Annotated in this window: 27 protein-coding genes and 1 tRNA gene; 16 read left to right on the top strand and 12 right to left on the bottom strand. The window is 67.4% G+C overall.

Annotated features, from left to right (window positions below; all coding sequences use genetic code 11):
- Positions 1 to 5 precede the first annotated feature (5 nt).
- The 6 genes from ACFOD4_RS15350 to ACFOD4_RS15325 form a co-directional block, all read right to left on the bottom strand.
- Positions 6 to 80 (bottom strand) — tRNA-Thr (locus tag ACFOD4_RS15350).
- A 202-nt stretch (positions 81 to 282) separates the two neighbouring features.
- Complete coding sequence (locus tag ACFOD4_RS15345; protein WP_379597768.1) at positions 283 to 474, bottom strand: hypothetical protein; 192 nt, start codon at positions 472 to 474, stop codon at positions 283 to 285.
- A gap of 50 nt (positions 475 to 524) precedes the next feature.
- The gene (locus ACFOD4_RS15340) at positions 525 to 896 is read right to left on the bottom strand and encodes a phage tail fiber protein (protein WP_379597766.1); all 372 of its coding nucleotides are present in this window, start codon (positions 894 to 896) and stop codon (positions 525 to 527) included.
- A 54-nt stretch (positions 897 to 950) separates the two neighbouring features.
- Positions 951 to 2,186: a phage head spike fiber domain-containing protein gene (locus ACFOD4_RS15335; RefSeq protein ID WP_379597764.1), complete on the bottom strand. Its 1,236-nt coding sequence runs from the start codon at positions 2,184 to 2,186 to the stop codon at positions 951 to 953.
- Positions 2,186 to 4,648: a glycosyl hydrolase family 28-related protein gene (locus tag ACFOD4_RS15330; protein ID WP_379597763.1), complete on the bottom strand. Its 2,463-nt coding sequence runs from the start codon at positions 4,646 to 4,648 to the stop codon at positions 2,186 to 2,188. The genes ACFOD4_RS15335 and ACFOD4_RS15330 overlap by 1 nt, the downstream gene beginning before the upstream one ends.
- A gap of 71 nt (positions 4,649 to 4,719) precedes the next feature.
- Complete coding sequence (locus ACFOD4_RS15325; protein ID WP_379597762.1) at positions 4,720 to 5,373, bottom strand: hypothetical protein; 654 nt, start codon at positions 5,371 to 5,373, stop codon at positions 4,720 to 4,722.
- 292 nt (positions 5,374 to 5,665) lie between these two features.
- Between ACFOD4_RS15325 and ACFOD4_RS15320 the strand changes: the two genes are divergently transcribed.
- From ACFOD4_RS15320 to ACFOD4_RS15270, 11 genes are all read left to right on the top strand, one after another.
- Positions 5,666 to 6,763 (top strand): polyamine ABC transporter substrate-binding protein, encoded by a 1,098-nt coding sequence (locus ACFOD4_RS15320; RefSeq protein ID WP_379597761.1) that lies wholly within the window; start codon positions 5,666 to 5,668, stop codon positions 6,761 to 6,763.
- A 4-nt stretch (positions 6,764 to 6,767) separates the two neighbouring features.
- Positions 6,768 to 7,811 (top strand): ABC transporter ATP-binding protein, encoded by a 1,044-nt coding sequence (locus tag ACFOD4_RS15315; RefSeq protein WP_379597759.1) that lies wholly within the window; start codon positions 6,768 to 6,770, stop codon positions 7,809 to 7,811.
- Complete coding sequence (locus ACFOD4_RS15310) at positions 7,811 to 8,650, top strand: ABC transporter permease (RefSeq protein ID WP_379597757.1); 840 nt, start codon at positions 7,811 to 7,813, stop codon at positions 8,648 to 8,650. The genes ACFOD4_RS15315 and ACFOD4_RS15310 overlap by 1 nt, the downstream gene beginning before the upstream one ends.
- Entirely contained in the window at positions 8,647 to 9,462 is an 816-nt protein-coding gene (locus ACFOD4_RS15305; protein ID WP_379597755.1) for an ABC transporter permease subunit, read from the top strand. Before ACFOD4_RS15310 ends, ACFOD4_RS15305 begins: the two co-directional genes overlap by 4 nt.
- Before the next feature lie 149 nt (positions 9,463 to 9,611).
- Positions 9,612 to 10,430 carry a DUF2189 domain-containing protein gene (locus ACFOD4_RS15300; protein ID WP_379597753.1) on the top strand — a complete coding sequence of 273 codons (819 nt, stop codon included), beginning with the start codon at positions 9,612 to 9,614 and terminating at the stop codon, positions 10,428 to 10,430.
- A 75-nt stretch (positions 10,431 to 10,505) separates the two neighbouring features.
- Positions 10,506 to 11,708: a pyridoxal phosphate-dependent aminotransferase gene (locus tag ACFOD4_RS15295; RefSeq protein ID WP_379597751.1), complete on the top strand. Its 1,203-nt coding sequence runs from the start codon at positions 10,506 to 10,508 to the stop codon at positions 11,706 to 11,708.
- Positions 11,705 to 12,160 carry a GNAT family N-acetyltransferase gene (locus ACFOD4_RS15290; protein WP_379597748.1) on the top strand — a complete coding sequence of 152 codons (456 nt, stop codon included), beginning with the start codon at positions 11,705 to 11,707 and terminating at the stop codon, positions 12,158 to 12,160. Before ACFOD4_RS15295 ends, ACFOD4_RS15290 begins: the two co-directional genes overlap by 4 nt.
- Positions 12,161 to 12,299: 139 nt before the next feature.
- Positions 12,300 to 13,076 carry a M48 family metalloprotease gene (locus ACFOD4_RS15285; RefSeq protein ID WP_379597746.1) on the top strand — a complete coding sequence of 259 codons (777 nt, stop codon included), beginning with the start codon at positions 12,300 to 12,302 and terminating at the stop codon, positions 13,074 to 13,076.
- A gap of 127 nt (positions 13,077 to 13,203) precedes the next feature.
- Positions 13,204 to 14,403 (top strand): pyridoxal phosphate-dependent aminotransferase, encoded by a 1,200-nt coding sequence (locus ACFOD4_RS15280; RefSeq protein WP_379597744.1) that lies wholly within the window; start codon positions 13,204 to 13,206, stop codon positions 14,401 to 14,403.
- A gap of 7 nt (positions 14,404 to 14,410) precedes the next feature.
- Positions 14,411 to 15,406 (top strand): GNAT family N-acetyltransferase, encoded by a 996-nt coding sequence (locus ACFOD4_RS15275; protein ID WP_379597742.1) that lies wholly within the window; start codon positions 14,411 to 14,413, stop codon positions 15,404 to 15,406.
- Positions 15,407 to 15,500: 94 nt separating this feature from the next.
- Positions 15,501 to 16,073: a DJ-1/PfpI family protein gene (locus ACFOD4_RS15270; protein WP_379597740.1), complete on the top strand. Its 573-nt coding sequence runs from the start codon at positions 15,501 to 15,503 to the stop codon at positions 16,071 to 16,073.
- A gap of 6 nt (positions 16,074 to 16,079) precedes the next feature.
- Here the strand turns inward: ACFOD4_RS15270 and ACFOD4_RS15265 are convergent, their stop codons facing one another.
- Entirely contained in the window at positions 16,080 to 16,406 is a 327-nt protein-coding gene (locus ACFOD4_RS15265; RefSeq protein ID WP_379597738.1) for a multidrug DMT transporter permease, read from the bottom strand.
- 185 nt (positions 16,407 to 16,591) lie between these two features.
- Between ACFOD4_RS15265 and ACFOD4_RS15260 the strand changes: the two genes are divergently transcribed.
- Positions 16,592 to 16,897: a hypothetical protein gene (locus ACFOD4_RS15260; protein ID WP_379597736.1), complete on the top strand. Its 306-nt coding sequence runs from the start codon at positions 16,592 to 16,594 to the stop codon at positions 16,895 to 16,897.
- Between the two features lie 16 nt (positions 16,898 to 16,913).
- On the opposite strand, the gene ACFOD4_RS15255 is transcribed toward ACFOD4_RS15260, so the two are convergent.
- Complete coding sequence (locus ACFOD4_RS15255) at positions 16,914 to 17,153, bottom strand: hypothetical protein (RefSeq protein WP_379597734.1); 240 nt, start codon at positions 17,151 to 17,153, stop codon at positions 16,914 to 16,916.
- A 189-nt stretch (positions 17,154 to 17,342) separates the two neighbouring features.
- On the opposite strand from ACFOD4_RS15255, the gene ACFOD4_RS15250 reads away from it, so the two are divergent.
- From ACFOD4_RS15250 to ACFOD4_RS15240, 3 genes are read left to right on the top strand one after another with little or no spacing between them, the layout of a single operon-like run.
- Complete coding sequence (locus ACFOD4_RS15250; protein ID WP_379597732.1) at positions 17,343 to 18,017, top strand: ImuA family protein; 675 nt, start codon at positions 17,343 to 17,345, stop codon at positions 18,015 to 18,017.
- Positions 18,017 to 19,450, top strand: coding sequence for a Y-family DNA polymerase (locus ACFOD4_RS15245; protein ID WP_379597730.1), 1,434 nt, complete (start codon positions 18,017 to 18,019; stop codon positions 19,448 to 19,450). The genes ACFOD4_RS15250 and ACFOD4_RS15245 overlap by 1 nt, the downstream gene beginning before the upstream one ends.
- Complete coding sequence (locus ACFOD4_RS15240) at positions 19,447 to 22,719, top strand: error-prone DNA polymerase (protein WP_379597728.1); 3,273 nt, start codon at positions 19,447 to 19,449, stop codon at positions 22,717 to 22,719. The genes ACFOD4_RS15245 and ACFOD4_RS15240 overlap by 4 nt, the downstream gene beginning before the upstream one ends.
- Before the next feature lie 3 nt (positions 22,720 to 22,722).
- On the opposite strand, the gene ACFOD4_RS15235 is transcribed toward ACFOD4_RS15240, so the two are convergent.
- The 3 genes from ACFOD4_RS15235 to trxB form a co-directional block, all read right to left on the bottom strand.
- Entirely contained in the window at positions 22,723 to 22,875 is a 153-nt protein-coding gene (locus tag ACFOD4_RS15235; RefSeq protein ID WP_379597726.1) for a hypothetical protein, read from the bottom strand.
- A 299-nt stretch (positions 22,876 to 23,174) separates the two neighbouring features.
- Positions 23,175 to 24,068 carry a LysR family transcriptional regulator gene (locus ACFOD4_RS15230; protein WP_379597724.1) on the bottom strand — a complete coding sequence of 298 codons (894 nt, stop codon included), beginning with the start codon at positions 24,066 to 24,068 and terminating at the stop codon, positions 23,175 to 23,177.
- Positions 24,068 to 25,042 (bottom strand): thioredoxin-disulfide reductase, encoded by a 975-nt coding sequence (gene trxB, locus ACFOD4_RS15225; RefSeq protein ID WP_379597722.1) that lies wholly within the window; start codon positions 25,040 to 25,042, stop codon positions 24,068 to 24,070. The genes ACFOD4_RS15230 and trxB overlap by 1 nt, the downstream gene beginning before the upstream one ends.
- A gap of 138 nt (positions 25,043 to 25,180) precedes the next feature.
- Between trxB and ACFOD4_RS15220 the strand changes: the two genes are divergently transcribed.
- Positions 25,181 to 25,654 (top strand): Lrp/AsnC family transcriptional regulator, encoded by a 474-nt coding sequence (locus tag ACFOD4_RS15220; RefSeq protein WP_379597720.1) that lies wholly within the window; start codon positions 25,181 to 25,183, stop codon positions 25,652 to 25,654.
- Positions 25,655 to 25,674: 20 nt separating this feature from the next.
- Here ACFOD4_RS15220 and ACFOD4_RS15215 read toward each other — a convergent pair whose 3' ends face one another.
- A complete protein-coding gene (locus ACFOD4_RS15215; protein ID WP_379597718.1) occupies positions 25,675 to 26,910 on the bottom strand; it encodes a threonine ammonia-lyase in 1,236 nt (411 codons plus the stop codon).
- Position 26,911 lies beyond the last annotated feature (1 nt).

Here is a 26,911-nt window from a genome sequence, read left to right as displayed (position 1 = left end):
AGGAATGGTGCTGCTGGACAGGATTGAACTGTCGACCTCTCCCTTACCAAGGGAGTGCTCTACCACTGAGCTACAGCAGCCGGGGTCACGAAAGCGAGGCGGTTCCTAGGGGGATGGCGGCACAAGTGCAAGAGGCTTCTGGTGCGCCCCTGGCGAAAATCCGGGTATTTCGCCATTAGCGCCACGCGGCCCGCTGGAAACGCAGCCTTCCGGGATGGCATCGCCGTCCCAGGGCCCGGTGCCGGCCTCGGCCCGGAAGGTGGTCGAAGCCGGCATTCCGGATCAGTCGCCCTTCTGACCGAAGCAGGCACCCTTGCGGATTGCCTCCCACAGCCCGAGCAGGGCGATGGCGGCGTTCGGTACCGCCGCCTGCATCTCGGGCGAAAGGCTGATGCCGAACAGGGCGGTGATCAGAAGGAACAGTCCGCGCCAGGTGCTGGGCTGGGAAAGTTGCGCGCGAAGCCAGGCTTCCATGGAGAAGGGTCCTTGAGCTGTGCCGGGGAAGCGTTGAAGGAAAAGATGCGTCAATCGGCGGTGACGGTCAGCGCCTCGGCGGCAATGGTGACTGTGCCCGGGCCGGTGATGGCGGCGCTCTGCGTCAGCAGTCCATAGGCCAGGGCGTTGCCGCCCGAGATCGCGTCGTAGAGGCCAAGATGAGTGAGCGTGCCGGCCGCGGCGTTGAACACAAAGCGGGCCACCTCGCTGTTCCGCTGCGGGCCATTGCCGGTGAAGCTGATGCGCTGGCGGGCATAGCCGTTGCCGGCGGGCTCGCCGGTCAGGCCGTTGGCACCGCCGCCGGTGCCGAGCGCCACGAAGATCGTGGTTGGCAAGGCCGGGTTCCGTCCGCACAGGGCGCGGGACAGCATATTACGGGCATAATCGGTCAGGATGGGCATGGGAGCGGTCCTTCCAGGAAGGCTTCGAGGATCGGCAAAGAGGCGATGGCGGGATCAGGCCGTCAGGGCACGGAGCCAGCCATCGTCGAGGCGTGCCGGGCGGTAGGTGATCGGTCCGATCTCGCCGTTGGCGGCACGGTTGAGCGCCACTCCGGCATGTCCGGCCAGCAGGCGGGCCAGGCCGGTGGGAAGGCTGGCGGCAGCGGTCTGCACCGCCCCCCCGTTCAGGCACACGGCCAGTCCATCCGGCGCCCAGGCAAGCGCCAGGCGGAAAGGCATGCCTGCCGCCACGGTGCCGGCATTGACGGCCGCCTGAGGGAGGCCGGCGCGATCGGCCGCGGCCAGGATGCTGCCAGCTCCGGCCGGGCTGCGCAGAACAAGGCGGTTGCTGTCGGTGCCGTCGTCGACCTGCAGCAGCCCCTGGTCGGCATCGCCCGCCGTGCTGGGCAGCATGGCTGCCAGCACCACCGTGCCACTGCCGCCCAGTCCGCCGAGCGGCGCCCATATCGGCACGTCCGCCGCCCGTTCGGCGGCGGCGGTTACGCCTGCAACCGGTAGAATCGGAGAGGAGCGTGTTGCACCCAGCTCAAGCTGAGGCGCCGCCAGGCGCAGCACCAGGTCGAAGCCGCCACTGCTTTGCAGCCGGAGGCGATTGGCGATGCCGTAGGTGCCGCTGCCCGGCACGGTCCAGCTGATGCTTTGACGTTGCCCGCCGAGGCCGCCGCCAGTGGGCACGAAACCTTCGAAAACGTGGTTAAGCACTGCCTGGCTGCTGACGGAGTAGTTGGCCAGCGCCACCTGTAGCCCGACGTTGTTGAGGCTGCCGCTGAGCAGCCGCGCGAAGAAGCTCGCGGTCCAGCGTTGGCCGCCGCTGCAGGACACGCCATTCGGCTGCTCCATCCGCAGTGCGAAGGTGTCGGTCCCCTGCATTCTGAGATCGATGTAGGGCAGCCCGTCCTCCAGGCCGGTGCCAAGGATGGTGGTGGCCGGAGCCGTTCCCTCAAAGCTCCAGAAGGTCGGCAATGCCCCGCCCGAGCCGATCAACCCTGGCAGGGCACCCACAGCGCGCGGGTTGCGCAATCCGTTGCGCCGCGCCTCCTCGACCAGCAGGCGCTGGCCGCCCTGGAAGCGCGGCGTGTTGATGGCCGCGGACTGGAAGGCGCCTGCGGCATCCTGGACCAGGGCGCTTCCCGGCCGCGTCACGCCGACGCGGCCGGGATGCCCGGTGCCGAGGACGCTGAGCCCCTGACCCGCCCCCAGCACCCCGGGCGAGAAGAGTGCCATCACCATCAGGGCGCCCCCGCGCCAGCCAGGTGGCAGATCCGGGTGGTGCCTCCATCCGGCGAGTACACCAGCAGCGTCGCCACCCCACCGGCGCGGATCCGGCTGAAACCGTCGCTGTTGGTCGGCGCCGTGTTGCTGGTGAAGCCCGACAGGCTCAGCGACAGGTCGGCGCCCGTGCGGTTCACCACGGTGCAGGAAAAGCCATCCTGCGTGTTGCTCCAGGCGATGTTCAGCGCCGTGCCGGCATTCGCCAGCAGCATCCGGTTGTGATGGCTGGCGAAGGTCAAGTTGGTGGTGGCCGAGAGCACCGCGCTGGTCAGCCGCTGTTCCAGGAAGCGACCATCCACGTACTGCTTGGTCGCCGCCTGGAGGCTGGAGGTGGGATTGGCCGGCAGCACCAGCGGGCCCGTGGCGGTCAAGGTGCCGTTTGCGCTGATCCGGAAGCGCTCGCTCACATTGCCGCTCGAGCGCGTCTCGAAGACCACCGCGCCGGCTTCCGCGCCTGAACTCACTCCTTCGGCCACTGTCACCATGCGGGCGAAGACCTGCTCGGTGCCGCCGCTGTTGTTGCCTGTGGCTTCCAGCACCGCGACGCGGTCATTTGCCGCCGGGCTGGAGGAAAGCCGGCGCAGCCGCACCGTCTGCGCCGCCGTCATGCCGCTGCCTCCGAAAGCGAAGGCGGCATTGGCGTTGCCGGTTTCGCCGGCAAAGACGCAATCATTGCCGTTGATCGAGAAGGAAGCGGCGCCGGCATTGTTGGTGTTGAACAGCTTCACCTGACCGCCGAGGCTGGCGCTGCGGCGATGGATGTTCACCGCACCGTCGGTGTCGGCCGACAGCCGCGGCTCGATCGCCGCCGACGCGGAAACGGAAGCGATCTCCACACGGCCCGCCGCGATGCGCTGGGTGTTCGGCGCGCCGTTGACGCGGTTGCCGGCAAGCTGCAGCTTCTGCATTGCCTCGGCCGTGTCGGCCGTGAAGGTGACCGAGGTGGTGTCGCAGCCGATCACCGTGACGTTGCCGGCACTCGCGCCCACATGAATGGCGCTGACGGTGCTGTTGCCGGTGCCCGGTCCGCCGGTAAAGTCGCAGCCGATAAGCGCCAGCTGACCCTGCAGCACCTCGGCGATGCGGCGCCCGCCACCGGTGACGTTGACACCGATCACTTCATGCTGCTCGGTCCCCGTGGTGCTGACCTGGATCGAGCATGCCTTGGACGACAGGAAGCCGCCGACCCATTTGGTGCGCAGCGCGCTGCCGCTGATCTTGATGCCGACCGGGACGGGGTCGGCCATGTCCACCCAGCCGTCGGTGCCGACATTGAAGAAGGAGCAGGAATGCACCCGCTCACCGGCATGGAAGCCGATGTCGTGGCCGTACTCGAAGCAGTTCTCGAAGCTCGCCATGTCGCAGTCGGCGATCTCGAAGCCGGTGCCGAGGCGGCGGTTGGGATTGACGTACACCGCCCCGCCGGAGGCCCATCCGCTGGCGAAGGCGGATCCCTGCAGGTCGATCCGGGTGCTGTCCACCGTTGTCACGGTCCAGCGGCCATAGAGGGCGCTGGCACCGGAATTGCGGACCTCGGAGAGGTTGACGACGTCGCCTGTGGCCAAGCCATGCGCCGTGGCGGTGGTGACGCGGAACTGTCCCGTGCCATTGTTGCCCACGGCGGCAATCAGCAGCCGCGTGTTCGACCAGGATCTCGACGTGGTGACCAGCGGATGAAAGTTCACCTCGCTGATGCGCGACACGTCAAAGGAGCGGCTCAGATGCAGACCATTGGTGCAGTCGCCTAGGACGTCCTGCACACGGACCCGCGCATTGCCGACGGAATAGATGCCCCAGTTGAAGCCCAGGATGAGAAGTCGCGACAGCCGGGCATCGGCACCGTTTCCGGCCTCGTTGCCGCCGCTGCCGTCGCCGATGGTGATGGCCGTTCCGGCAAAGCGCTTCGCCTCGTCGAGCGCCTGGCGAAGAGTGGTGGGATTGCTCATGCCGGCACGCAGCAGCGCAACTCCCTCCACACCTGCATTGCGGCGAACCCGCACCGTCAGTGATGCACGTGCCGTGGTGTCCAGCAGCAGGGCATACTGTACGGCGGTGTAGTCGCCATCCTTGCGCCAGCCACCAGCGCCGGGACGGCCTTGCAGGAACACGCCGTCTTTGACGTCCAGCTCCGCCGAGGCGACGCGGTAGCGCCGGGGACCGAGCTGCACGGTCCCACCGCCCTGCGCAGCGGCGGCGTTGATCGCCGCCTGAATGGCAGCGGTGTCATCCGCCACGCCGTCACCCACAGCGCCGAAGTCGCGAACATGCAGGCTGCGCTCGGCCAGGATGCCGCCGCGCAGCTGCCGCAGCGTGGCGCGGCGTGTCTCAGCGAAGCTGGTGAGACCCTGGACCAGCGCTGTTTCGTCGTTGTCTTCGAGGGAAGTGGCGAGCGGCAGCTCGCTGATCTTCTTGTCGGTCATCGGGGGAAGATGTCCTCAGGCTTATGCGGGGCGGGCAGGGACGCGGGTGGAGGCGCGAAGGATCACGCGGCTCAGATCAGGATCTCCCCTCCATCCTCGGCATTGATGTTGCTGCCCATCTCGGTCAGCAGCGCGTAGGGTTCCGTGACCACGAAGGAGGCAGAGGTCTGCGCCGCCAGCGGCTCCGCAGCGTCGGCCACGCGGATGCGGTATCCCGAGCCAGGCTGCGGCGCGGTGAAGATGGCCGAGGCGGCACCGTTCGACACCGTGCGCTGGATCGGACCGGCCATGGTCTGGCCGGCCGCGTTGAGCATGGTGAAGACCAGGGTGGTGACCGGGCCGCTCGCCGTGGCACCGACGGCGAATTCCCGGCCCTTGTAGAGACCGGTCGGGACTGGGCCGAGCGCCACGCTGCGGGTGGTGGAGGCTACTGGCGCAAGGCTGAAGACGAAGTTCAGCACGCCAAACGCGTTGATCCGCAGCGGCGGTGCCGAGGCGTCGAGCACCAAGCCGTTGCCCACCTTGGCGGTGCTCTGGACCGGCAGGAAGTTGAGCGAATCCGCTGCCTGGACGATCAGGATGTGGCCAGGCTGCAGACGCTCGGCGGCGCTGCTGAAATAGCCTGCGGCCAGAACACCGGCGCGCGTGTCCGAGGTCACGTAGAGCCAGAGCGTGAAGCTGCCGGTGCTGCTCAGCGCCGAGAGCCCACGAGGATCGAAGGGCATGCGCGTCTCCTGGTTGCTGCGAGATACGGTGATTCACCGCTGCGGCCACGGCGCCACCCGGCGCGCAGGCGCGACAATCCGGCCGCGTGCTGCGGCACGGCCGGTGGGGTAGGCTTGGTGGCATATGGGAAGGGGTGCAGGCGCAGTTCGCCCGCTGACAGGATAGGAATTAAAGGGTTATTCGATGAAAGTCAAGGACAAAAGTCCTAGTTGGGTTGTCGAGATAGACCTTCGGGGCAAGCTCCCCTAGCCTATGACCTTTCCCCCCACCCTTGCCGCCAGGTTCCGCGCCATGTTCCGACGCTTCCTCGCTGCCGCCCTCTGCGCCACCGCCATGATGGCGGCCTCTCCCACGCAGGCCCAGCAGACGCTCAACGTCTACAATTGGTCGGACTACATCGACCCCAAGGCGGTGCAGCGCTTCCAGACGGAAACCGGCATCACTGTCCGATATGACGTGTTCGACAGCCTGGAAACCCTGGAAGGGAAGCTCTCGGCGGGACGCTCCGGCTACGACATCATCGTGCCGACCAGCGAGCCGACCTTCGCCCGGCTGGTCCGTGCAGGCGCCCTGCGCAAGCTCGATCGGGCGCAGATCCCGAACTGGAGCAACCAGGATGCGACGCTGCTGAGCCGCGTGGAAAGCAGCGACCCGGGCAATCAGCACGGTGCCATCTACCTGTATGGAACGGTGGGGCTCGGCATTCGCCCCGACAAGGTGCGCGAGGTGCTGCCCGACGCGCCGCTCGACAGCCTCGACCTGCTGATGAAGCCGGAAAACGCCAAGGCGCTGTCCGCCTGCGGCATCGCGGTCATGGATTCCGCGATCGACGTGTTGCCAAGCGTGCTGCGCTGGCTCGGCAAGGACCCCAATGGGAACGACACGGCCGACCTGCGCGCCGCCGAACAGGCCATGCTCGCCATCCGCCCGCATGTGCGGGCCATCACCGCCAGCGGCAGCATCCTCGATGCGCTGGCCACCGGTGAATACTGCGTCGCCCTGACCTACTCCGGCGACGTCATCCAGGCCAAGGCGCGGGCTGAGGAAGCGGGCAGGGGTGTCGCCATCGGCTATGTGCAGCCCAAGGAAGGCGCGCAGCTCTGGTTCGACATGCTGGCCATCCCGGCCGATGCTCCAAACCCCGAGGCGGCGCAGCGCTTCATCAATTTCCTGCTGCAGCCCGCGGTGATCGCGGGCGTCACCAATGCGGTGCATTACCCCAACGCCGTTCCTGCGGCGACGCCGCTGGTGGATGAGGCGGTGCGTGAAGATGCCAATGTTTATCCGACGCCTGAGATGCTGAGCCGCACCTTCGTCGCCACCGTGATGTCGTCACAGGCGGAGCGGGCACGCAGCCGGCTGTGGAACCGCTTCAAGGCCGGGCGCTGAGACGTTGCTGCTGTCCATCCGGGGCCTGACACGGCGGTTCGGCGACACCATCGCGCTAGCCGGGCTCGACCTCGACGTGGCGCCAGGCGAGTTCCTGACGCTGCTGGGCGGCTCCGGCTCCGGCAAGTCGACGCTCCTTCGCGTCATCGCCGGTTTCGAGGCGGCCGATTCGGGCACGCTCCTGTTCGAGGGGCGGGAGATCACTGGTGTGCCGCCGCATGCGCGGCCGCTGAACATGATGTTCCAGTCCTATGCGCTGTTTCCGCATCTCTCGGTCGGCGGCAATGTCGCTTATGGGCTCAAGCGCGACGGCATGGGCCGCGCCGAGCGTGATCGCCGCGTGGACGAGGTGCTGGCCCTGGTCGGCCTGCAGGGCTTCGGCAAACGCGGCGTGCACCGCCTTTCGGGCGGGCAGAAGCAACGCGTGGCCCTGGCCCGCGCCTTGGTGAAGCGACCGCGCCTGCTGCTGCTGGATGAACCGCTTGGCGCACTGGACGCCAATCTGCGCGAGCGCACCGGCTTCGAGCTGCGCGCCCTGCAACGCGAGACTGGCGCCGCCTTCATCATGGTGACGCATGACCAGAACGAGGCGCTGGCGCTCGCCGACCGCGTCGCCGTGTTGGAGCATGGGCGGCTGGTGCAGGACGGTCCGCCGCGCCAGGTCTATGACCGCCCGGCGACGCGCTTCGTGGCGGGCTTCCTGGGCGCCGCCAATGTGCTGGAAGGCCGCGCCGATGGGGCCGGCGGCTTCAGCTGTTCCACCCTCGGCGCCACGCTCCGCCCCCTCACACCGCCCGGCGAGAGTACCGCCTGCGCGCTGCGCGCGGAGCGTATCGCGGTGCGGCCCGGCGCCAGCGGTCCCAACACCGCGGAAGGCGTTGTGGAGGAACTCGCCTTTCGTGGCGACGACACCCTACTGCTGGTTCGTGCGCCCGGCGGCGCGCTGCTGCGCGTGGGCCATGCCGAGGAGGATGGCGCCCCACCACCGCGGGGCACCCGCGTCACCCTCGCCTGGGAGGCGGCCTCCGTGGTGCCGCTGGCGGGCTGATGCGGCGTCTGGTCGTCGCCTTGCCGTCGATCTGGCTGGTGGCACTGGTGGCCGCGCCGCTGCTGCTGGTGGTGGCCCTGGCCTTTTCCTGGCCCAGCGAAGGCATCCCGCCCTTCACCCTCCCTAGCCTGTCTGGAGGGGCAAACACGGACTCCTTCTCTCTGCTGCTAGAGGACACCTTCTACCGGGATGCATTCCTTGACGCCCTACTGGTGGCGGGCGGCACGGGTCTGCTCTGCCTGATGCTGGCCTTTCCCATGGCACTCGGCGTCGCGCGGGCGGCGCCGCGTTGGCGGCCACTGCTGCTGGTGCTGGTGCTGCTGCCGTTCTGGACCGGCTTTCTGCCGCGCATCGGTGCCTGGATCGGGTTGCTGCGGGACGAAGGCTGGATCAACGGCGTGCTGCAGGCGGGGGGCGTGATCGACGCCCCTTTGCCGCTGCTCTACTCATGGCCGGCCCTGTTTCTGGGCATGGTCCACGCTTACCTGCCCTTTGCGGTACTGCCGCTCTACGCCAGCCTGTCTCGCCTCGACCCGACGCTGGAGGAAGCGGCGGCCGATCTCGGCGCGACTGGCCCCATGGCCTTCGCTACCGTCACCCTGCCTCTGGCGGCGCCGGGCGCGGCGGCGGCCTTCCTGCTGGTGTTTATTCCGGCGGCCGGGGAATACGTCATCCCTGAATTGCTGGGTCCGCCCTCGGCGCAGCTCGTGGGCCGCGTGCTGTGGCAGGAATTCTTCCAGAACCGCGACTGGCCCGTTGCCGCCGCACTGGCCGTGATCCTGCTGCTGGTGCTGATCATCCCGATCCGCTTGTTCCAGCGGCTGGAGGCGAAGTCGTGAAGCGTGCCCCGGTCGCTCGTCTCGGCCTTGTGCTCGGCTTGGCGTTTCTCTGGCTGCCGGTGTTGCTGCTGGCAGGATACGCCTTCAGCGATGCCCGCATTCCGTTCCAGTGGGGCGGCTTCTCCTTCCGCTGGTTCGCCGCGCTGGCGCAGAATCAGCGGCTGATCGATGCGGCCCTGCTGTCGCTCGGCGTCGCGCTGGGGGCGGCCACATTGGCCATGCTGCTGGGCGGCGCCACCGGCTGGGTGTTGGCGCGGCACGGCCCCTTCCGCGGACGCGCCATCTTCGGCGGACTGTCCGGTGCGCCCCTGGTGCTGCCCGACGTGGTGACCGGCCTTGCCCTGCTGCTGTTCTTCGTGCTGCTGCAGGGCGTCACCGGCTGGCCCGCCGAGCGCGGCGCCACCACCATCCTGCTGGCCCATGCGACGATCGGCGCCGCCTACGCCGCCGTTCTGGTTCAGGCCCGGCTGGCCGAGCTGGCGCCGGAGCTGGAAGAGGCGGCGCAGGACCTCGGCGCGGGTCCGGGCACCGCCTTCGCCACCGTCACTCTGCCCTTGATGGCCCCCAGCCTGGTGGCCGGGTGGCTGCTGGCCTTCACCCTTTCGCTCGACGATGTGGTGGTGGCGAGCTTTGTGTCCGGCCCGTCCGGAACCACCCTGCCCATGGTGGTCTTCTCCATGCTGCGGCTGGGGCTGACACCGGAGATCAACGCGCTGGCCGTGGTGGTGCTGGTGCTGGCCGGCACCGGCCTCGGTGGCGCGCTGCTGGCCATGCGGTTGATGCAGCGGCAAAAAGGCGATTCTTCTTCGTAACGTTCCGCTTCTGCTTGCATTGTTCAGGCCGCGTCCCAGATGCTCCAGTGTGGACGACCCGGATCGCGGTCGCTTCCGGCGCCCTCGGGCCTTCCGCATGACAACAGCAACGCCCGTGGGATGAACCAGCGGGCGAGGGAGGACCGAACATGACCGCCACCTGGACCCTGCAACGCGCGGTCGCCCCCGAAACCCCCGTGATCCGACGCGTGGGCACGGAGGCGGTGTGGGAGGCGCTGCGGCTCGGCTGGCGCGACTTCCTGGCCAACCCGACGCAGCTGATCTTTCTCGCCGTCATCTATCCGGTGGTCGGCCTGCTGGCGGCCCGAGCCATGAGCGGCGGTGCCGTGATGCCGTTGCTGTGGCCGATGGCCTCAGGTTTTGCCCTGATCGGACCGGTCGCTGCCCTTGGCGTGTACGAGTTGAGCCGGCGGCGTGAGAAGGGGCTGCCGGTGTCGTGGAGGCATGCACTGGATGTGCGGCATTCCCCGGCCTTGCCATCGATCCTGGCGCTGGGCCTGCTGCTGGTGGTGGTGTTCCTCGCCTGGTTGGGCGTGGCGCAACTGATCCATGGCGCGACGCTGGGCCGGGCGCCCTACCTGCCGCCTGTTGCCGATGTGGCGGCACTGGCCGAGCGCGCCTTCACGACGGATGCAGGGCGGCAGATGCTGCTTTGGGGCAATCTGGCGGGCTTTCTCTTTGCGGCCCTGGTGCTGGTGACCACGGTCGTCTCCTTTCCCCTGCTGCTGGACCGTGGTGCCGAAGGGCGAGCGATCGATGCCGGTACCGCTCTTCGCACCTCGTGGCGCGCGGCTGCGGCCAACCCTGTTCCGGTCGCCCTCTGGGGCCTCATCGTCGCCGTGCTGCTGGTGCTTGGCAGCATCCCGCTCTTTGTGGGTCTGGCCGTCGTGCTGCCGGTTCTCGGCCACGGCACATGGCACCTTTACCGCCGCCTGGTGGCTCGCTGAGCCGGCGCGGGTTGCCCCACCGGCCGGGCCGGGGCTAGGGTCCGGGGCTTTTCTTGTCCTGGACCCGTCCGACCCATGAACCTGATTGCCGAGCGGCTCGACCGCGTCTCGCCTTCCCAGACCATCGCTATCTCGTCCAAGGCCCGCGCCATGAAGGCGGCCGGCAAGGACGTGATCAGCCTTTCGGCCGGCGAGCCGGATTTCGACACGCCCGACAACATCAAGCAGGCGGCGATCAAAGCCATCATGGCTGGCGAGACACGCTACACCGACGTTTCGGGCACCAGGGCCCTGCGCGAGGCGGCCGCCAGTTACTTCAAGCGCGAGCACGGGCTGGACTACGCGCCGGAACAGATCGTCGTTTCCACCGGCGGCAAGCAGGTGATCTTCAACGCCATGCTGGCCACCATCAATGCAGGCGACGAGGTGGTGATCCCTGCCCCCTGCTGGGTTTCCTACCCGGACATTGTTGCCCTGGCCGACGGCAAGCCGGTGATCGTGCCGGCCGGGCCGAACCAGGGCTTCAAGATGACGCCGGAGCAGCTCGAGGCGGCGATTAGCCCAAAGACCAAGTGGCTGATGCTGAACAACCCGTCCAACCCGACCGGCGCCGCCTACACGGCGGATGAGCTGAAGGCCCTGTCGGAGGTCCTGCTGCGCCACCCGAATGTTTGGGTCTTCACCGACGACATCTATGAGCAACTGGTTTATGGCGGCTTCAAGGCCTCCACCATTGCTGCCGTGGAGCCGCGTCTGAAGGACCGCACGGTTACCATGAATGGTTGCTCCAAGGCTTGGGCGATGACCGGGTGGCGCATCGGCTTCGCCGGTGCGCCGCTCGCCCTGGCCAAGGCGATGGACAAGCTGCAGAGCCAGTCCACCTCCAACACCTCTTCCGTGTCCCAGGCGGCGGCGGTCGAGGCGCTGAACGGGCCGCAGGACAGCGTGGCCGCCATGCGCGTGGTCTACCAGCGCCGCCGCGACCTGGTGGTGGGTATGCTGAACAAGGCGGAGGGCCTGCATTGCCCGACACCGGACGGCGCATTCTATGTTTTCCCCTCGGTCACTGCTTGCATCGGCAAGACCAGCAAGGGCGGCGTGAAGATCGCCGATGACGAGGCCTTTGTGACCGCGCTGCTGGAAGAGGAGGGCGTCGCAGCGGTGCACGGATCGGCCTTCATGTTCCCCGGCCATTTCCGCATCTCCTACGCCACCTCGGACGAACTGCTGACCGAAGCCTGCACGCGCATCCAGCGCTTCTGCGCCGGTCTGAAGTGACGCAGGCGGAAGGGCTGCTACCCTTCCGTTTCCGCCCCGCGACGGAAGCGGATTTCGAGCCGCTGCTCGATCTGTCGGTCCGCACCCTGCGGACCGATCTGGAGCGGCTTGGCCGATTTGATCAGGCCCGGCGACGCGCCAACCTGCGCAAGGCCTTTGAGACCGGGGCCCTTCGCATGATCGAATGCAGCGGTGTGCCGACGGGCTGCATCGGCGTGCAGCAGCAGCCGCATCAGCTTTATGTGTTTTCCTTCTACATCGAGCCTTCCCGCCAAGGGGCTGGCCTGGGTGCCGCCGTGATGCGCACTGTTCTGGCCGAAGCACCAGGGCTTCCTGTTCGGCTTGAAGTGCTGCGCGACAGCCGTGCCGCCCGCTTCTACGAAAGGCTTGGCTTCAACCGGACAGGCGAGGATGGCGTCGATTGGCTGTACGAGAAGCCGCTGTGGGAATGAGTTTCCCATAGCCTTATCTTTACTCTGTCAGTTGCGTGGCGCGACAGCCACGAAGGGCGCCGTCGGCGCCTGGTACGGATAGGAACCGAAGGGGGCCGGGAAAGCCGAGGCTTTCCTGGCTCAAAGCCCGGAGAAGCTCATGCGCCCTGCCTTGCCCATCCTCGCCTTGCTGCCGCTGCTGGCCTGTGCCAACCCCTCCTACCAAGGTCCGGCCTTTACCCCGATGCAGGAATCCCGGGCCGTTAGCGACATCGCAGCCGGCCCAGCGCCGGTGCGCCGCTCGATGACGGATGAACAGGCCAAACAGGCGATCGCCCGCGTGGCGAAGCGGTTGGCGCCCGCGGGCACCACTGCCTGTCGCGATCTGGGCCGTGCGTGCAACTGGCGCTTCATCTACGATCCCAGCCAGGAACTGAACGCCGCCGCGACGGGCGAGGGCGACATCATCATTCAGCGCGGGGTGGCGGAATACGCCCGCAACGATGACGAGATGGCCTTCGTCATCGCGCATGAGATGGCACACCATGCCGCTAATCATGTGCAGAGCACCACGCAGCGAGCGCAGATCGGCGGTGCTCTGGCCGGCATTCTGGCCTCGGTCGCCGGCGCTTATGCCGGGGTGCAAACGGATGGTCTGGCCCAGGGCGCGGCCGGTATCGGCTCGCAGCTTGCCGTCATCACCTACAGCAAGGCGCAGGAGAGGGAGGCGGATGCCATCGGTGCCACCATCATGCGTCGCGCCGGCTATGATCTGGCCGAGGCACGCACCATGCTGCTGGCCCTGGCGCGGCTCTCGGGCCAGGCACAGACAAGCATGCTCTCCACCCATCCCGCAGGGCCGGACCGCATTGCTTCCTTTGATGCTGCAATTGCTGACATGGAGGCGGCAGGGTGGCGGCTCGGGCGTGGTGGCTGACCAGGGCCCGGGCAGGATGGGATCAGCCGCGCTGATGGTGTCATCAACGGCACGGCGGCTTGGCGGCGGCGCGTCGCCCCCCTAGGCTGTCTGGTCTCAGCACGAGATCCTGGAGATCACCGCCGCTATGCCCGCCCTCGCCGGTCGCCTGAAAGACATCGCCGTTTCTGCCTCCGTGGTCATGGGCACCCGTGCCCGCGAGCTGGCCGCCGAGGGCAAGAAGGTCATCAGCCTCGCCGCCGGGGAGCCGGATTTCGCCACCCCCGCCCACGCCATCGAGGCGGCCTACCAGGCGGCGCTGGCCGGCGACACCAAATATCCCCCGACCGATGGCACCCGTGCGCTGAAGCTGGCGGTGCAGAAGAAGTTCAAGCGCGACAACAACCTCGACTACGCGCTGAACGAGATCCTGGTCGCCAATGGCGGCAAGCAGATCATCATGGATGCGCTGCTCGCCACTTGCGACCCGGGTGACGAGGTGCTGATCCCAGCACCCTTCTGGGTCAGCTATGCCGACATGTCGAAGCTGGCGACGGCAACCCCCACCTTCGTCAACTGTCCGCAGAACAACGGCTTCAAGCTTCGGCCGGAAGATCTGGACGCCGCCATCACGCCCAAGACCAAGTGGCTGTTCCTCAACTTTCCCTCCAATCCGACCGGCGCCGCCTGCTCCCGCGCAGAAATGGCGGCCATCGCCGAGGTGATGGTGAAGCACCCGCATGTCTGGATCCTGACGGACGACATGTATGAGCACCTCGTCTATGATGGTGAGTTCTGCACCATCGCCGAGGTCGATCCGCGCCTGAAGGACCGCGTGCTGACGGTGAACGGCGCCTCCAAGACCTATGCCATGACCGGCTGGCGCGTTGGTTTCGCCGGCGGCCCGGCGCCGCTGATCAAGGCCATGGCCAACATGCAGGGCCAGCTTACCTCCGGCATCAGCACCATCAGCCAGGCCGCCGCCGTGGCCGCGCTGGAAGGCCCCCAGGATTACCTGGCCGAGCGCGCCGCCATCTACCGCCAGCGCCGCGACCTTGTGGTCTCCATGCTGGGAGACGCGCCTGGCCTCACCTGCCACAAGCCGGAAGGCGCCTTCTACGTTTATCCCAACATCGCGGCATGCCTCGGCAAGACCAGCAAGGGCGGCAAGAAACTTGAAACCGATACCGATTTCGCGCTCGCCCTGCTGGAAGAGAAATTGGTCGCCACGGTGCAGGGCACGGCCTACGGCATGAGCCCCTATATCCGCATCTCCTATGCCACCGACACGGAAAGCCTGCGCGAGGCCTGCACCCGCATCCAGGAATTCTGCCGCGAACTGAGCTGAGCCTTCCATGACCCCCACCATCCGTCCGGGCCGCGACGATGACGCGGCCGACTACATCCGCCTGATCGGCGAGGCCTGGGCGGAATACCCCAACTGCATCCTGGACGTGGATGCCGAGGTGCCGGAGCTTCGCGCCCTCGATAGCCATTTCCGCGCGACCGGCGGCGCGGTCTGGGTTGCCGAAGAGGCCGGTCATGTGTCCGGCATGGTCGCCACGCGCCCGCTCGGCTCTGACCGCGCGTGGGAGATCAACAAGATGTATGTGGAGCCCGCCGCCCGCGGCACCGGCCTCGCGCACACCCTGCTGCACGGGGCGGAGGATTACGCACGGGCCCAGGGTGCCGAGCGCATCGTGCTCTGGACCGATACGCGCTTCGAGGCGGCCCATCGCTTCTACGAGAAGCGGGGCTATGTCCGTTCAGGCTCCATTCGAATCCTCGACGATATTTCAAAGTCGCTGGAGTTCCGCTACGCCAAGCCGGCGCATGGCCTGGTGGTGGAGGCGCTGGATGCCGCCGCAGCCGCCAGCGCCGAGCGCAGCCTGGCAGCCATCCTGGCCGCCTGTGTCGCGGATGGCGCCGATCTCGGATACCGCCACCCACTTTCGCCCGAGTCTGCGCGGACGCTGTGGCGCAAGGTTTCCGCCGATGTGGCGATGGGCACGCGACTGCTGCTGGTGGCCTGGCGGGAAGGGCGGATGGCCGGCTCCGTCCAGCTCGATCTCGCCACGCCGGAAACCGAGCCGCACCGCGCGGTGATGCGGCACCTTCTCGTGCACCCGGATTTCCGTCGGAAAGGCGTGGGCCGCGCCCTGGCGCAGCGGGCACAGCAAGCAGGGCGCGGCATCGGACGGTCCCTGCTGACGCTGGATTGCCGCGCCGGCGCCCCGGCCGAAAGGCTTTTGGGCGCGCTGGGCTGGGTGGAAGCAGGGCGCATCCCCGGCTTCGGGCGGGATGCGGCCGGTCGGCCGGCGGATCAGGTGTTTCTGTTTCGCCAGCTCTGACGATCAGGCGGCACGGGCAGGAAGCCTCCCGGCTTCCGCAAACCGAATCCGGCCTGACTGCGTTTGCCTCCTGGAAACGGAGGAAAGCAAGACGATGGCAGGTCGCGCCCATGCCAGGATCCTGATCCTCGCGACCGATGGATCGGATCTGGGTGATCTAATGCAGGAGCTGCGCCGGCAAGGTGCGGAGCTCAGCGTGGCTGCTCCCGTTCCGCGGGATGGAGGCGACAGCATCCTGTCCTGGGACGGCCAGGCTGGCCCCGCAGCCCTGGCCAAGCCTGTTCCGGTGGATCACACGCTGGAAACGGTGCAGCCGGGGCAGTGGGATGCGCTGGTTTTGCCGGATGGGCTGGTCGGGCCGGATCGTTTGCGGGCGGAGCCCGAGGTCTTGGCCCTCCTGCGCGACTGGGCCCTGGCCGGCGGCATGGTGGCTGCGATTGGCCACGGGGCCTGGGTGCTGGTCGATGCCGGGTTGGCAAAGGGGCGTCGCATGACTTCCTGTCCCGCGATCAGGACCGACCTGCAGAATGCGGGGGCGCTCTGGCTCGACCTGCCGGTGGTGCAGGATGGACCCATTATCACCGTGCCGCCCGCCGGCCAGGCGGACATGCTGCGCCATTTGCAGCAGGTTCTGGCGGAAGGAAGGCATGCAGGCGGAACCGCCTGACCCTCCTCAGCCCAGCAGCAGGTAAATCGCCAGCCCTGCACCGATCGCCGACATGCCCATGGACAGGCCTGGCCAGAACGGGCGTGCGCCGCGGCTGGCAATCACCACGTTCAAGGCCAGGGACAGGATGAAGGCCACGAGCACCGCCATCAGCGGCCGCTGGTAAATGCCCCAGACCAGTAGCCCGAGCCACAGGAAGAAGGCGAAGCGCGCCAGCAGCTTCCACACCGTGTCGGCCGCTTCCGAAGCGGGGCGGAGCTCCGGAACGGTGGAGCGGTTGTGGATGAAGGCGCCACCGGAAAGCAGCATCATGGCGGGAAGATAGAGGTCCATGAACCGGCGGTAGCCTTGCTGCGGGCGCTTGCCAAGCCGGAACCGTGGGGCATCGACAGCGCGGCCTTCATGCGTAGTCTGCCGGATGATCCGCCGGCGCCGAGTCCCGAGGCCCCCGGCTTGTGAGAGGAGTGCGTGGAATGGGCCGTGGCCGAGTGAAGGGCACCCCGAGATCGTCGAACCGGATGGCACGTGGGTCGGTGGCGGCTGATCCGGGGCGCGAGATTTCGCGTCTGAGGCAGGAGCTGGAACAGGCTCGCACGCTGCTGCAGCAGATCGAGCAGAACCGCACCGAGGCTGGAAGCCTGATGCTGGCGCGCCGGCTGGCGACGCTGGAGGAAGAACGGCAGGTGGCACGCGGCCATGCGGTTGATGCGGCCCTGGAACGCTCGCGGGCCGAGGCCGAGTTGAAGCGTCTGCGCGACGCCATCCAGAAGGCGCCGGGCCTGCAGGGCTGGCTGCTGCGGCGCGCCGCTCGCAAGCTGGGCTGAGGGAGCGTAAAGGCCCTCAGCCTGCCTGGGCGATAACCGCCGGTGGGCGTGGGGGGAGGTCGCGGTGCACCATGCACACGGCGAGCGCGATGTCGCGTGGGCTGAGGCGTCCGGCGGAAGCCCCCTCCCGTGTCACGGCGGCGGTGGAGCAATCCTGTTCGGACGGCTCGAGCAGCGCATTGCCCAGCAGGCCAGATGTCAGCCAGATGCTGAGCAGAAAGGCGGCGGAGCCGAGGATCAAGGTCAGGCAGCGCAAGGCCGGATCCCTTCTTGGGATGGGGGGATGGCGTGGGGGCATCGCCGAGAAAGACTTTAGGCCACCACTCTCACTGAATCGTTAATCCGGGCGACTAAGGCAGAGCTTTTTCCACGGCCATGTTCATGTCTTGTTCTTTTTATGCGCGGGCTTGTAGTGTCAGGGCACACAGCTTCTCAACCATGCCCCATGTCTGCCGCCTCCACCTCATCGCTTTCCTCTCTGCGCGCCGAACTGGCGCGGCTCGAACGTCCGGTTCTTCGTCAGGAGGCCAGGCCGCTGCCGGTTTGCGCCGGCATCGAGTTGCCTGGCGGCGGCTTGGCGCGTGGTGCATTGCATGAAGTGCTGGCCGCCGCACCTGGGTGCGGAGCAGCCTTCTGCGCCACCTTGCTGGGTCAGGCCGGTGGAACGGTGCTCTGGATCCATGCGCAACGCGCCCCCCATATCCCCTGGCCACCGGGGCTCGCGCGCTGCGGGCTCCCACCAGAGAGACTCGTGCTGGTGGAGGCGCCCAGTCCCACTGAGGGGCTTTGGGCGATGGAGGAGGCGCTGCGCTGCCGGGCGGTCGCCGGGGTCGTGCTGGCGATCGGCCCACTGCGCGCCGACCTGACGGCCACAAGGCGGCTGCATCTCGCGGCTGAAACAGGAGGAGGCATCGGCCTGCTTCTGGAAGAAGGGGCAGGCGGCGGCCGACGCCCCAGTGCAGCGACGACGCGCTGGTTCGTATCGCCGCGCGGTGACCTGTCTGAGGTCTCTAACAATCCTCGTTGGTCGCTGGAACTGCTGCGCGCCAGAGGTGGCCGGCCAACCGGTCCATGGCCGGTGCTGCTGCGGAATGGCGCGCTTTTCCTGGAGGAGGGGTGATGCCGCGTTTCCTGGCCTTACATCTGCCCTGCTGGGAAACGGATCTGTTGCGCAGGGCTGAACCCGGATTGCCCCAGGGCGTCCCGCTGGCCAGTTGGGCCAGTTCCGGCAGCCGCCGGCATCTGGTGGCGGTGGATGCTGTGGCGGCCGCTGGCGGCCTTTTCGCCGGACAGGCCCTGGCCGATGCGCGGGCGCTGCAGCCTGGCCTGGTGCTGCGTCATGCGGCGCCCGAGGCAGAGGCCGCCGCGCTGCGCAGCCTGGCACTCTGGGCACGCCGCTATACCCCTCTTGCCGCGGTCGATCCGCCGTGCGGCTTGCTGCTGGACATCACCGGCTGTGCTCATCTCCTGGGCGGCGAGGCGGAGTTGTTGCAGGAGGCCCGGGTGCGGCTGGCCCGTGGCGGTATCGAGGCACGCGGCGCCGTTGCGGGGGCGGCCATGAGTGCCGGTGCACTGGCACGTGGCCGGCTCGACAACCCTGTTGTGGCCTCCGGCATCGAGGCAGAGGCGGTGGCTCCGCTGGGCTTGGGTGCGGCGCTCCGACTGGAACAGGATCAGCTCCTGGCTTTGGCCCGGCTCGGTCTGCGACGGGTGGGGGACCTGCAGGCGCTGCCGCGGGGTGCCTTGGCCCGCCGATTCGGTACCGCCCTGCTGGAGCGACTGGACGCTGTTTCCGGCCAGCTTCGCTTGGCCCTCAATCCCGTTTTGCCGTTGCCTGAACTGGAAGCCACGCTGGATTTTGCCGAGCCGGTCACGACCCGCCTCGCCATCGACCGTGCGGTGGACGGGCTGTTGCGGCGGCTTTGTGCCCGGCTGGATACTGCGGGGCGCGGCGCGCGGCGCATCACTTTGCTGGCTTGGCGAGTCGATGGGGCGGTGCAGGAACTCCGTGTCGGCACTGCCCTTGCCATGCGAGATCCTGATCACCTGATGCGCCTGCTCGCCGGCCGGCTGGAGCGGCTGGAACCAGGCCTGGGTTTCGAGCGGCTGGTGCTGGAGGCCAGTGCTACCGATCCGCTGCAAGGCCAGCAACAGGGGTTCGGCCCTTCCGGCGAGGCAGCACGGCGGGAAGAGTTGCTGCGATTGCTGGATCGTTTGGCGCAGCGTGTGCAGGTGCGAGGGGTGGAGCCGCTGGCCAGCCACTGGCCCGAGCATGCCGCCGCCCCTTGGGCAGCGAGCCGGCCGCCACCTGCCGTGCCAGCCGGGTGGACAATCCCGCACGCGCCCGTGCTGCTGCTGCGTCGTCCTTCCCCATTACGGCAGGATGTGCCGGATGATTTGGGCATGATCCCCCTGCGTGTCGAGCCGGAATGGTGGCATGCGCCCGAGGGGCAATCTGGTCGTGTTTATTATCGGATTGGAGGGGGCGGTCGCCCTCGTCTCTGGGTGTTCCGCTCTGCGGGACGCTGGATGGTGCAGGGATATCTGCCGTGATCCGCTTCGCCGAACTGGCGGCACGCTCCAACTTTTCCCTGTTGGATGGCGCCTCGCACCCCGAGGAAATGGTGCGGACGGCCCATGCACTGGGGCAGGCAGGCCTTGGACTATGCGATGAGAACAGCCTGGCCGGCGTGGTCCGCGCCCATGGCGAGGCGCGGAAGCTGGGTTTCCCCTTTGCCCCCGGCGCGAGGCTGGTGCTGAAGGATGGATCGCAGTACCTGGCTTGGCCAGTGAGCCTTGCTGGCTATGGACGGTTGACCCGCCTGCTGTCCGAGGCGCGGGCCGGGCTGAACCAGGAGGATGCCTCTGGCCGGCTGCGCGGCGAATGCCGAATCACGCATCGGGCCCTGCTGGCCGCGGCGGGCGAGTGGTGCCTCGCCGCCTTGCCGCCGGAGAGGCCCGACGATGCCTTCGCCGCCCGCATGGCGCGGGACGCCGCGGCGTTGCGGAGTGTGTTGTCCCTGCCGCTGCTTTGTGCCGCCGTGCCGTTGCTTGATGGGCATGACGATTGGCGGATCGGAGTGCTTTCGGCCATGGCCGCGCAGGCCGGCGCCACGCTGCTCGCCAGCACCCATCCACGCTTCCACCATGCGGACCGGCGCCGGCTGGCGGATGTGCTGAGTGCCATCCGCCTCAGCACCACGGTGGACCGGCTGGGCTTCGCCGCCGAGCGCAACGGGGAGCGCGCACTGAAATCGCCCGAATGGCTGGCGCGGATCTTCGCCCGGCACCCGGACGCGCTGGCCGCCAGCCTGCGTGTGCTGGAAGCCACACGCGGCTTCTCCCTCGACCAGCTCCGCTACGAATATCCGCACGAGATCCTGGAGGAAGGCCGCACTCCGCAGCAAAGCCTGGCGGCCCGGGTGGAAGCGGCCCTGGTCTCCCGGTGGGGCTGCGTCTCGGATGGGTTGCGGGCACGGCTCGATGAGGAATTGCAGCTCATCGAACGGCTCGGCTACGCCCCGTATTTCCTGACCGTGCATGAGATCGTCCGCTTCGCCCAGGAGAAAGGCATTCTTTGCCAGGGGCGCGGCTCGGCAGCGAATTCGGCAGTGTGCTACGTGCTCGGCATCACCGCCATTGATCCCGACGAGCACGATCTGCTTTTCGCCCGCTTCGTCTCCGAAAGCCGCAACGAGCCGCCGGACATCGACATCGATTTCGAGCATGAGCGGCGTGAGGAGGTGATCCAGCATCTCTACCAGCGCTACGGCCGCGACCGAGCGGCGATCTGCGCCACTGTGATCCGTTACCGCGCCCGCAGCGCCGTGCGCGAAGTCGGCAAGGTGCTCGGCCTGTCGGAGGATGTGACGGGACGGCTGGCCAAGGGCGCCTGGGGGCCGGGGCGGGACCGGACATTGTCCGAGATCGCAGCCGCAGACGGGCTGGACCCCGCCGACCGGCGCCTGGCCCTCGCATTGGAACTGGCCGAGGAAATTCAGGACTTCCCGCGTCACCTGGCCACCCATGTGGGCGGCTTCGTCATCACCCAGAGGCCGCTGGTGGAACTCGCCGTTGTGCGGGACGCGGCGATGAAGGACCGCACCGTCCTGGAATGGGACAAGGACGATATCGATGCGCTGGGCATGCTGAAGGTGGATGTTCTGGGGCTTGGCATGCTGTCCTGCCTGCAGCGTGGCCTGGTCTTGCTGGAGCGGCACAAGCGAATAACACTCACCTTGCCCACCGTGCCCGCCGATTGCGCTGAAACCTTTGCCATGCTGCAGCGGGCCGACAGCGTCGGGGTGTTCCAGGTGGAAAGCCGCGCGCAGATGAACATGCTGCCCCGGCTGCGGCCCTCGAAATTCTATGATCTGGTGGTGGAGGTGGCGATCGTCCGCCCGGGCCCGATCCAGGGCAACATGGTGCACCCCTATCTGAAGCGGAAATCAGGGCTGGAGAAACCGGATTTCCGAGGACCCATGGAGGCGCTGCGCCCGGTGCTGGAAAAAACGCTGGGCGTGCCGCTGTTCCAGGAGCAGGCGATGCGGATCGCCATTGTCGCCGCCGGCTTCACTCCCGCCGAAGCCGATGCGCTGCGCCGCGACATGGCCACCTTCAAGGCGCATGGCAAGGTCAGCCGCTTCCAGGATCGCATGGTAGAAGGCATGGTGGAACGCGGCTTTCCCCGCGACTTCGCCGAGAACTGCTTCAGGCAGATCGAAGGCTTCGGCTCCTATGGCTTCCCGGAGAGCCACGCGGCCAGCTTTGCCAAGCTGGTCTACATTTCAGCCTGGATCAAATGCCACCACCCCGATGTCTTTGTCGCGGCGCTGCTGAACAGCCAGCCCATGGGCTTCTATGCCCCGGCGCAGTTGGTGCGCGATGCGCAGAACCATGACGTTCCGGTTCGCGCTGCCGATGTGAATGCCAGCGCGTGGGACTGCACCCTGGAGGCGGCGCCCGGCCACCGCTACCTGGCATTGCGCCTTGGGCTGCGCATGGTCGCCGGATTGTCCGAGAAGGACGGGCAGGGGGTGGTCGCAGCACGGCTGGCGGGCAATGGCGCACCCTTCGCCTCAGTGGAGGAACTGGTGCGCCGCGCCGGTATTGGGCGACATGCGGTGGAAGCATTGGCCGCTGCGGATGCACTGGGCGGCATGGGTTTGGGGCGGCGGAGTGCGCTGTGGGAAGCCTCAACCCTGCCCAGCGGCACGGCGCAGGACCTGCCTCTCTTTGCGGCGGCTGAAGCGGCAAGGCTGCTCTCCGAGCCGTCCGTGTCTCTGCCCCCCGAGGCAGAAGGGGAGGCGGTGGCGAATGACTATGCCCGTACCGGTCTGACCCTGCGCCGGCATCCCATGGCCTTGCTGCGACCGGCGCTGAGCAGGCTTGGCCTTCAGGATACACGGGATGTGCGGAATGCGAGGCCCGGGGCATTGCTGCGCCTGCCGGGCATCGTGCTGATGCGTCAACGCCCGGGTACCGCCAAGGGGGTGGTCTTCCTGACGATCGAGGATGAGTTCGGCGAAGCCAACATCGTGGTCTATTCCGCCATCGGCGCCCGCGATCGGGCGGCTCTGGTGGGGGCGCGGCTACTGATCGCGGAAGGGCGGATTAAGCGTGAGGCAGATCCTCGCATGACCCAGGTGCCGATCACACACCTGATCGCGCGGCGACTGACGGACCGATCCGATCTGCTGGCCGGGATGGCACAAGGTGATGTCGATGCCATCGCCCGACGCAGCCTGGGGCCCGCCGATGAGGTTCGTCGCCCCGGCCCGGTGCCGTTGGTCAGCCTGCCGCCAAGCCGGGATTTCCGGTAACGCTCACAGAGCGCGGGACACGGCCCAGCCGATGGCACCCCAGATCGGTACGCACAGCGCACACCCCCAGAGCAGGCCCTTGGCGAAGGAGGGCTGGCGATCTCCGCCCATGACGCGGGGCTGGACAAAGGAGGCTTCGATGGAAAGATCGCGCATGATGCACCCGCCGTTTCAGGAACCGACAACGACACTATCGCGCGAAATTCTTAATAAAGACTTTGCTTGAAGCGATCAGCATGACCGGTGATGCGCAAATACGGCACCCAAAAAGAAGCCCGCTCAGCCATTGGGCGAGCGGGCCAAGTCATACAGGGAGGCTTCACGTCTGGGAGACGTAGGGTCAGGGACCCCATCCGATCAAACCGGATGAGCGAATGGTAACGCTCGCACGGCCATGCACGACTTGGCATTACTGCGCCGCACCTATGCATCAGAGGCATAGTTAAGTTTCTGTTTTACCCGCCGAGCGAAGCTAGCTCCGTGACCAGGAAGTCTCGGAACACCCCCACCCGTTTGGAGTTCCGCATTTCTTCCGGATAAACGAAGTAGGCGTCGATCCTGGGCGGCTTGAAGTCCTGCAGGACCGGAATCAGTTCATCCAGCTGGTCACCCATATAGTCGGGCAGGGCAGCAAGCCCCAGTCCGGAGCGAACGGCGTGCAGCATGGCCGGCAGCGAGTTCACTTCCACGGCCGCGCGGCGTGGACTGCCGGGCCGTCGTCCCGCTTCCAGCAGCCAGTTGATGCTCTCGATCGGCGGGCGGTAGTCACCATAAACGATCAGCCGATGGGCATCGAGATCCTCGACTCGCTGCGGGATACCGGCCTGTTTCAGGTAATCGGCCGATCCCACCACCTTCCAGCCAAAGGTCGCCACATGGCGCTGGATCAGGTCCGGCTGCTTCGGAGGATGCATGCGGATGGCCACGTCGGCCTCACGCATGGCAAGGTCCAGATCGGCATCGTCTAGCAGCAGCGTCACGGTGACATCAGGGTTGATGCCCATGAACTTCCTGAGGCGGGGCGCCAGCCATGTGGCGCCGAAGCCGGTGGTGGTGGTCACTTTCAGCCGGCCGGCGGCGCGCTCCCGACTTTCCGTCAGAAGCGCCTCGGTCATGGCCAGCTTGGCGAAAACTTCCCGCACCGTGCGGTTCAGCGTCTCCCCCTGCTCGGTCAGGATCAGGCCCCGGGCATGGCGGTGGAACAGCGGCACCGCCAACGCCTCCTCCAAAGCCTGAATCTGGCGAGATACGGCCGACTGGCTGAGGTTCAGCGACTCGCCCGCATGGGTGAAGGAGCCCGCCTCGGCAACGGCGTGGAAGACCCGGAGCTTGTCCCAGTCCAAGGGCATCAGGCGGCCTCGGCGGCTTCGCCGTCCTCGAGCACGGCGAGGAACTTCTCGGCTTCCAGCGCGGCCATGCAGCCGGTGCCGGCGGCGGTAACCGCCTGACGGTAGGTGCGGTCCTGCACGTCGCCGGCGGCGAATACGCCGTCCAGGCTGGTGCGAGTCGAATCAGGCGCTGTCACCAGATAACCCTCCGCATCCATCTCGAGTTGTCCTCTGAACAGGCTCGTCGCCGGGGCGTGGCCGATGGCGACGAACACGCCGTCCACGGCCAGTTCCCGGGCTTCGCCGCCCTTGCGGTCACGCAGCCGGAGGCCACGAGCCACCGGAGTGCGGCCTCCGGTCTCGGCCAACACTTCCTCTGTCACGGTGTCCCACAGCACGGTCACGTTCGGCTTGGCGAAGAGGCGCTTTTGCAGGATACGCTCGGCACGCAGCGAATCCCGGCGGTGGATCAGCGTCACCTGGCTGGCGAGGTTGGAAAGGTAGAGCGCCTCCTCTACCGCCGAATTGCCGCCACCGATCACCGCCACATGCTTGCCGCGATAGAAGAACCCGTCGCAGGTCGCGCAGGCGGAGACACCGAACCCGGATAGCTCCTTCTCGCCCGGGATGCCCAACCACTTGGCCTGGGCGCCGGTAGCGATCACCACGGCCTCGGCAATATAGGTGTCGCCCGAATCCCCGGTGGCGCGGAACGGCCTCTGACCGAGATCGACCGCCGTGATCAGATCATACTGGATGCGGGTGCCGACATGCTCGGCCTGCTCGCGCATCTGCTCCATCAGCCACGGACCCTGGATCGGTTGGGCGAAGCCGGGGTAGTTCTCGACCTCGGTGGTGATGGTGAGCTGCCCGCCCGGCTGCATGCCGGCGACGATCAGCGGCTCCAGCCCGGCGCGGGCGGCATAGATGGCCGCCGTGTACCCGGCAGGGCCGGCACCGAGAATCAAAAGGCGGGTGCGGTGCGTTTCGGGCAAGGCTCTGATCCTGGGAATCGCTTCGGAGATGCAGGATATCGGAAAGATGGGCGGCAATGCCAACCCGATGCCTTGAATCCACCGCTCTGTGCAAGGATATTGCGTCGGAGACGCCGCGCCAGCAATGAAACGGTACCGATGAAGTCCGATACGATTGAAACACTTGATGGCGTCGATCGCCAAATCCTCTCCGAGCTTCAGGAGGATGGCCGCATGACCAATGTGGAGCTGGCACGGCGCGTGGACCTCTCAGCTCCGCCCTGCCTGCGCCGGGTCCGCCGGCTCGAGGAGGCGGGGATCATCCGCGGGTATCATGCGGACATCGACCCCGTGGCCCTGGGCTGGGAAATCACCTTTTTTGCCCTGGTGGCACTGGAAAGCCAGAAGCACGCCATCCTGTCCGCTTTCGAGGCCGATGTGACCACTTGGCCAGAAGTGCGGGAATGCCACATGATCCGCGGCGGCGGCGACTTCCTGCTGCGGCTGGTAGCGCGAGACACGGCGCATGAGAACCAGCTGACCAACCGCCTCACCTCGGCCGCGAATGTGGCGCGTGTGATGACCCTGCAGACCATCCAGACCGCCAAGGAAGAGCCCGGCGTGCCGATCTGATGCCGGTTGCTGCCGGTCGGCTACTGAACCCGCCGTACCACGTAATCGGCGGCAACCATGGCCGAGATGATGGCTTGTCCCTGGACGCTGTCGCGCACCTCGATCATCAGTTCCAGCTCGGTGGACTGCACAGTGGGCGCACCGAAGAGCTGCTGGTGCTTGACCTCGATGACATTGCCGCCGGCATCCGAGATTCGCTTGGAAATGTCGGCCAGCACGCCAGGCCGATCGGGAATGTCGAAATGCAGCCGCATGATCCGACCATCCCGTAGCAACTGCCGCAGCAACACATTGGATAGCGCGCGCGCATCGATGTTGCCGCCGCAGACCGGCGTGCCGACGCATCGCCCTGCGAAGCGGGCGGGGTGCGCCAACAGTGCGGCAACCCCGGCCGCGCCGGCACCTTCCGCCACCACCTTGGCGCCTTCCGCCAGGAGGGCGATACCCTGCTCCACTGCACGTTCCGGCACGACCAGCACCTCGATCCCGAGACGCTTCAGCAGCGCATAAGGCGTTTCACCGACGTCGCGCACAGCGATTCCCTCGGCAATGGTCGGTCCTCCCACGGCGACCGGCTCCCCCGCCAGACGCTGCGCCATCGCCGGGTAGCCTTCGACCTCGACACCGTAGACCCTGAGCGACGGGTTCAGCTCCAGCGCCGCCGCGGCGCAGCCAGCCAACAATCCGCCACCGCCCACGGGAAACACCAGGGTGTCCAGCTCCGGCGTATCCTCGACCATTTCCAGAGCCATAGTGCCCTGGCCGGCGATGATGCCCGGATCGTCATAGGGATGGATGAAGGTGAGCCCGTCGCGCAAGGCCAACTCATGCGCATGTGCGGCAGCCTCGGCCAGCGTCTCGCCATGCAGGACCACCATGGCCCCCCAGCTTTCCGTGCGCACCACCTTGGTGGAGGGTGTAAAGCGCGGCATGACAATGGTGGCGCGGATGCCGAGCCGCTCCGCATGGCGCGCCACCGCCTGGGCGTGGTTACCGGCAGACATGGCGATCACGCCCGCCGCCTTTTCCCGCGCCGTCAGCAACGCCAATCGATTGGCCGCGCCGCGTTCCTTGAAGGCGCCGGTAGCCTGGAGATTGTCCAGCTTCAGCCACACCTGGCAGCCGGCGACGCGGCCGACGGCAGGCGCAGGAAGCGTAGGAGTGCGCAGAACCGCCCCCTGGATACGGGATGCGGCGGCGCGCACATCGGCCAGCGCCACTGTGGCCGTGCCGCCGGACAGGACGCTTCCACCCATG

Origin of the sequence: Teichococcus globiformis, from assembly GCF_042646265.1 — a bacterium.
Lineage (GTDB): Bacteria > Pseudomonadota > Alphaproteobacteria > Acetobacterales > Acetobacteraceae > Pseudoroseomonas > Pseudoroseomonas globiformis.
Note: the sequence above shows the minus strand (reverse complement) of the source record. Positions and strands in the feature narration are given on the sequence as shown.

Excerpts from the sequence above, each read along its gene's own strand:
- ACFOD4_RS15345 (WP_379597768.1), bottom strand. The coding sequence starts at position 474 with ATGGAAGCCTGGCTTCGCGCGCAACTTTCCCAGCCCAGCACCTGGCGC.
- ACFOD4_RS15340 (WP_379597766.1), bottom strand. The coding sequence starts at position 896 with ATGCCCATCCTGACCGATTATGCCCGTAATATGCTGTCCCGCGCCCTG.
- ACFOD4_RS15335 (WP_379597764.1), bottom strand. The coding sequence starts at position 2,186 with ATGGTGATGGCACTCTTCTCGCCCGGGGTGCTGGGGGCGGGTCAGGGG.
- ACFOD4_RS15330 (WP_379597763.1), bottom strand. The coding sequence starts at position 4,648 with ATGACCGACAAGAAGATCAGCGAGCTGCCGCTCGCCACTTCCCTCGAA.
- ACFOD4_RS15325 (WP_379597762.1), bottom strand. The coding sequence starts at position 5,373 with ATGCCCTTCGATCCTCGTGGGCTCTCGGCGCTGAGCAGCACCGGCAGC.
- ACFOD4_RS15320 (WP_379597761.1), top strand. The coding sequence starts at position 5,666 with ATGTTCCGACGCTTCCTCGCTGCCGCCCTCTGCGCCACCGCCATGATG.
- ACFOD4_RS15310 (WP_379597757.1), top strand. The coding sequence starts at position 7,811 with ATGCGGCGTCTGGTCGTCGCCTTGCCGTCGATCTGGCTGGTGGCACTG.
- ACFOD4_RS15300 (WP_379597753.1), top strand. The coding sequence starts at position 9,612 with ATGACCGCCACCTGGACCCTGCAACGCGCGGTCGCCCCCGAAACCCCC.
- ACFOD4_RS15295 (WP_379597751.1), top strand. The coding sequence starts at position 10,506 with ATGAACCTGATTGCCGAGCGGCTCGACCGCGTCTCGCCTTCCCAGACC.
- ACFOD4_RS15285 (WP_379597746.1), top strand. The coding sequence starts at position 12,300 with ATGCGCCCTGCCTTGCCCATCCTCGCCTTGCTGCCGCTGCTGGCCTGT.
- ACFOD4_RS15280 (WP_379597744.1), top strand. The coding sequence starts at position 13,204 with ATGCCCGCCCTCGCCGGTCGCCTGAAAGACATCGCCGTTTCTGCCTCC.
- ACFOD4_RS15275 (WP_379597742.1), top strand. The coding sequence starts at position 14,411 with ATGACCCCCACCATCCGTCCGGGCCGCGACGATGACGCGGCCGACTAC.
- ACFOD4_RS15270 (WP_379597740.1), top strand. The coding sequence starts at position 15,501 with ATGGCAGGTCGCGCCCATGCCAGGATCCTGATCCTCGCGACCGATGGA.
- ACFOD4_RS15265 (WP_379597738.1), bottom strand. The coding sequence starts at position 16,406 with ATGGACCTCTATCTTCCCGCCATGATGCTGCTTTCCGGTGGCGCCTTC.
- ACFOD4_RS15260 (WP_379597736.1), top strand. The coding sequence starts at position 16,592 with ATGGCACGTGGGTCGGTGGCGGCTGATCCGGGGCGCGAGATTTCGCGT.
- ACFOD4_RS15250 (WP_379597732.1), top strand. The coding sequence starts at position 17,343 with ATGTCTGCCGCCTCCACCTCATCGCTTTCCTCTCTGCGCGCCGAACTG.
- ACFOD4_RS15245 (WP_379597730.1), top strand. The coding sequence starts at position 18,017 with ATGCCGCGTTTCCTGGCCTTACATCTGCCCTGCTGGGAAACGGATCTG.
- ACFOD4_RS15235 (WP_379597726.1), bottom strand. The coding sequence starts at position 22,875 with ATGCGCGATCTTTCCATCGAAGCCTCCTTTGTCCAGCCCCGCGTCATG.
- ACFOD4_RS15230 (WP_379597724.1), bottom strand. The coding sequence starts at position 24,068 with ATGCCCTTGGACTGGGACAAGCTCCGGGTCTTCCACGCCGTTGCCGAG.
- ACFOD4_RS15220 (WP_379597720.1), top strand. The coding sequence starts at position 25,181 with ATGAAGTCCGATACGATTGAAACACTTGATGGCGTCGATCGCCAAATC.
- ACFOD4_RS15215 (WP_379597718.1), bottom strand. The coding sequence starts at position 26,910 with ATGGGTGGAAGCGTCCTGTCCGGCGGCACGGCCACAGTGGCGCTGGCC.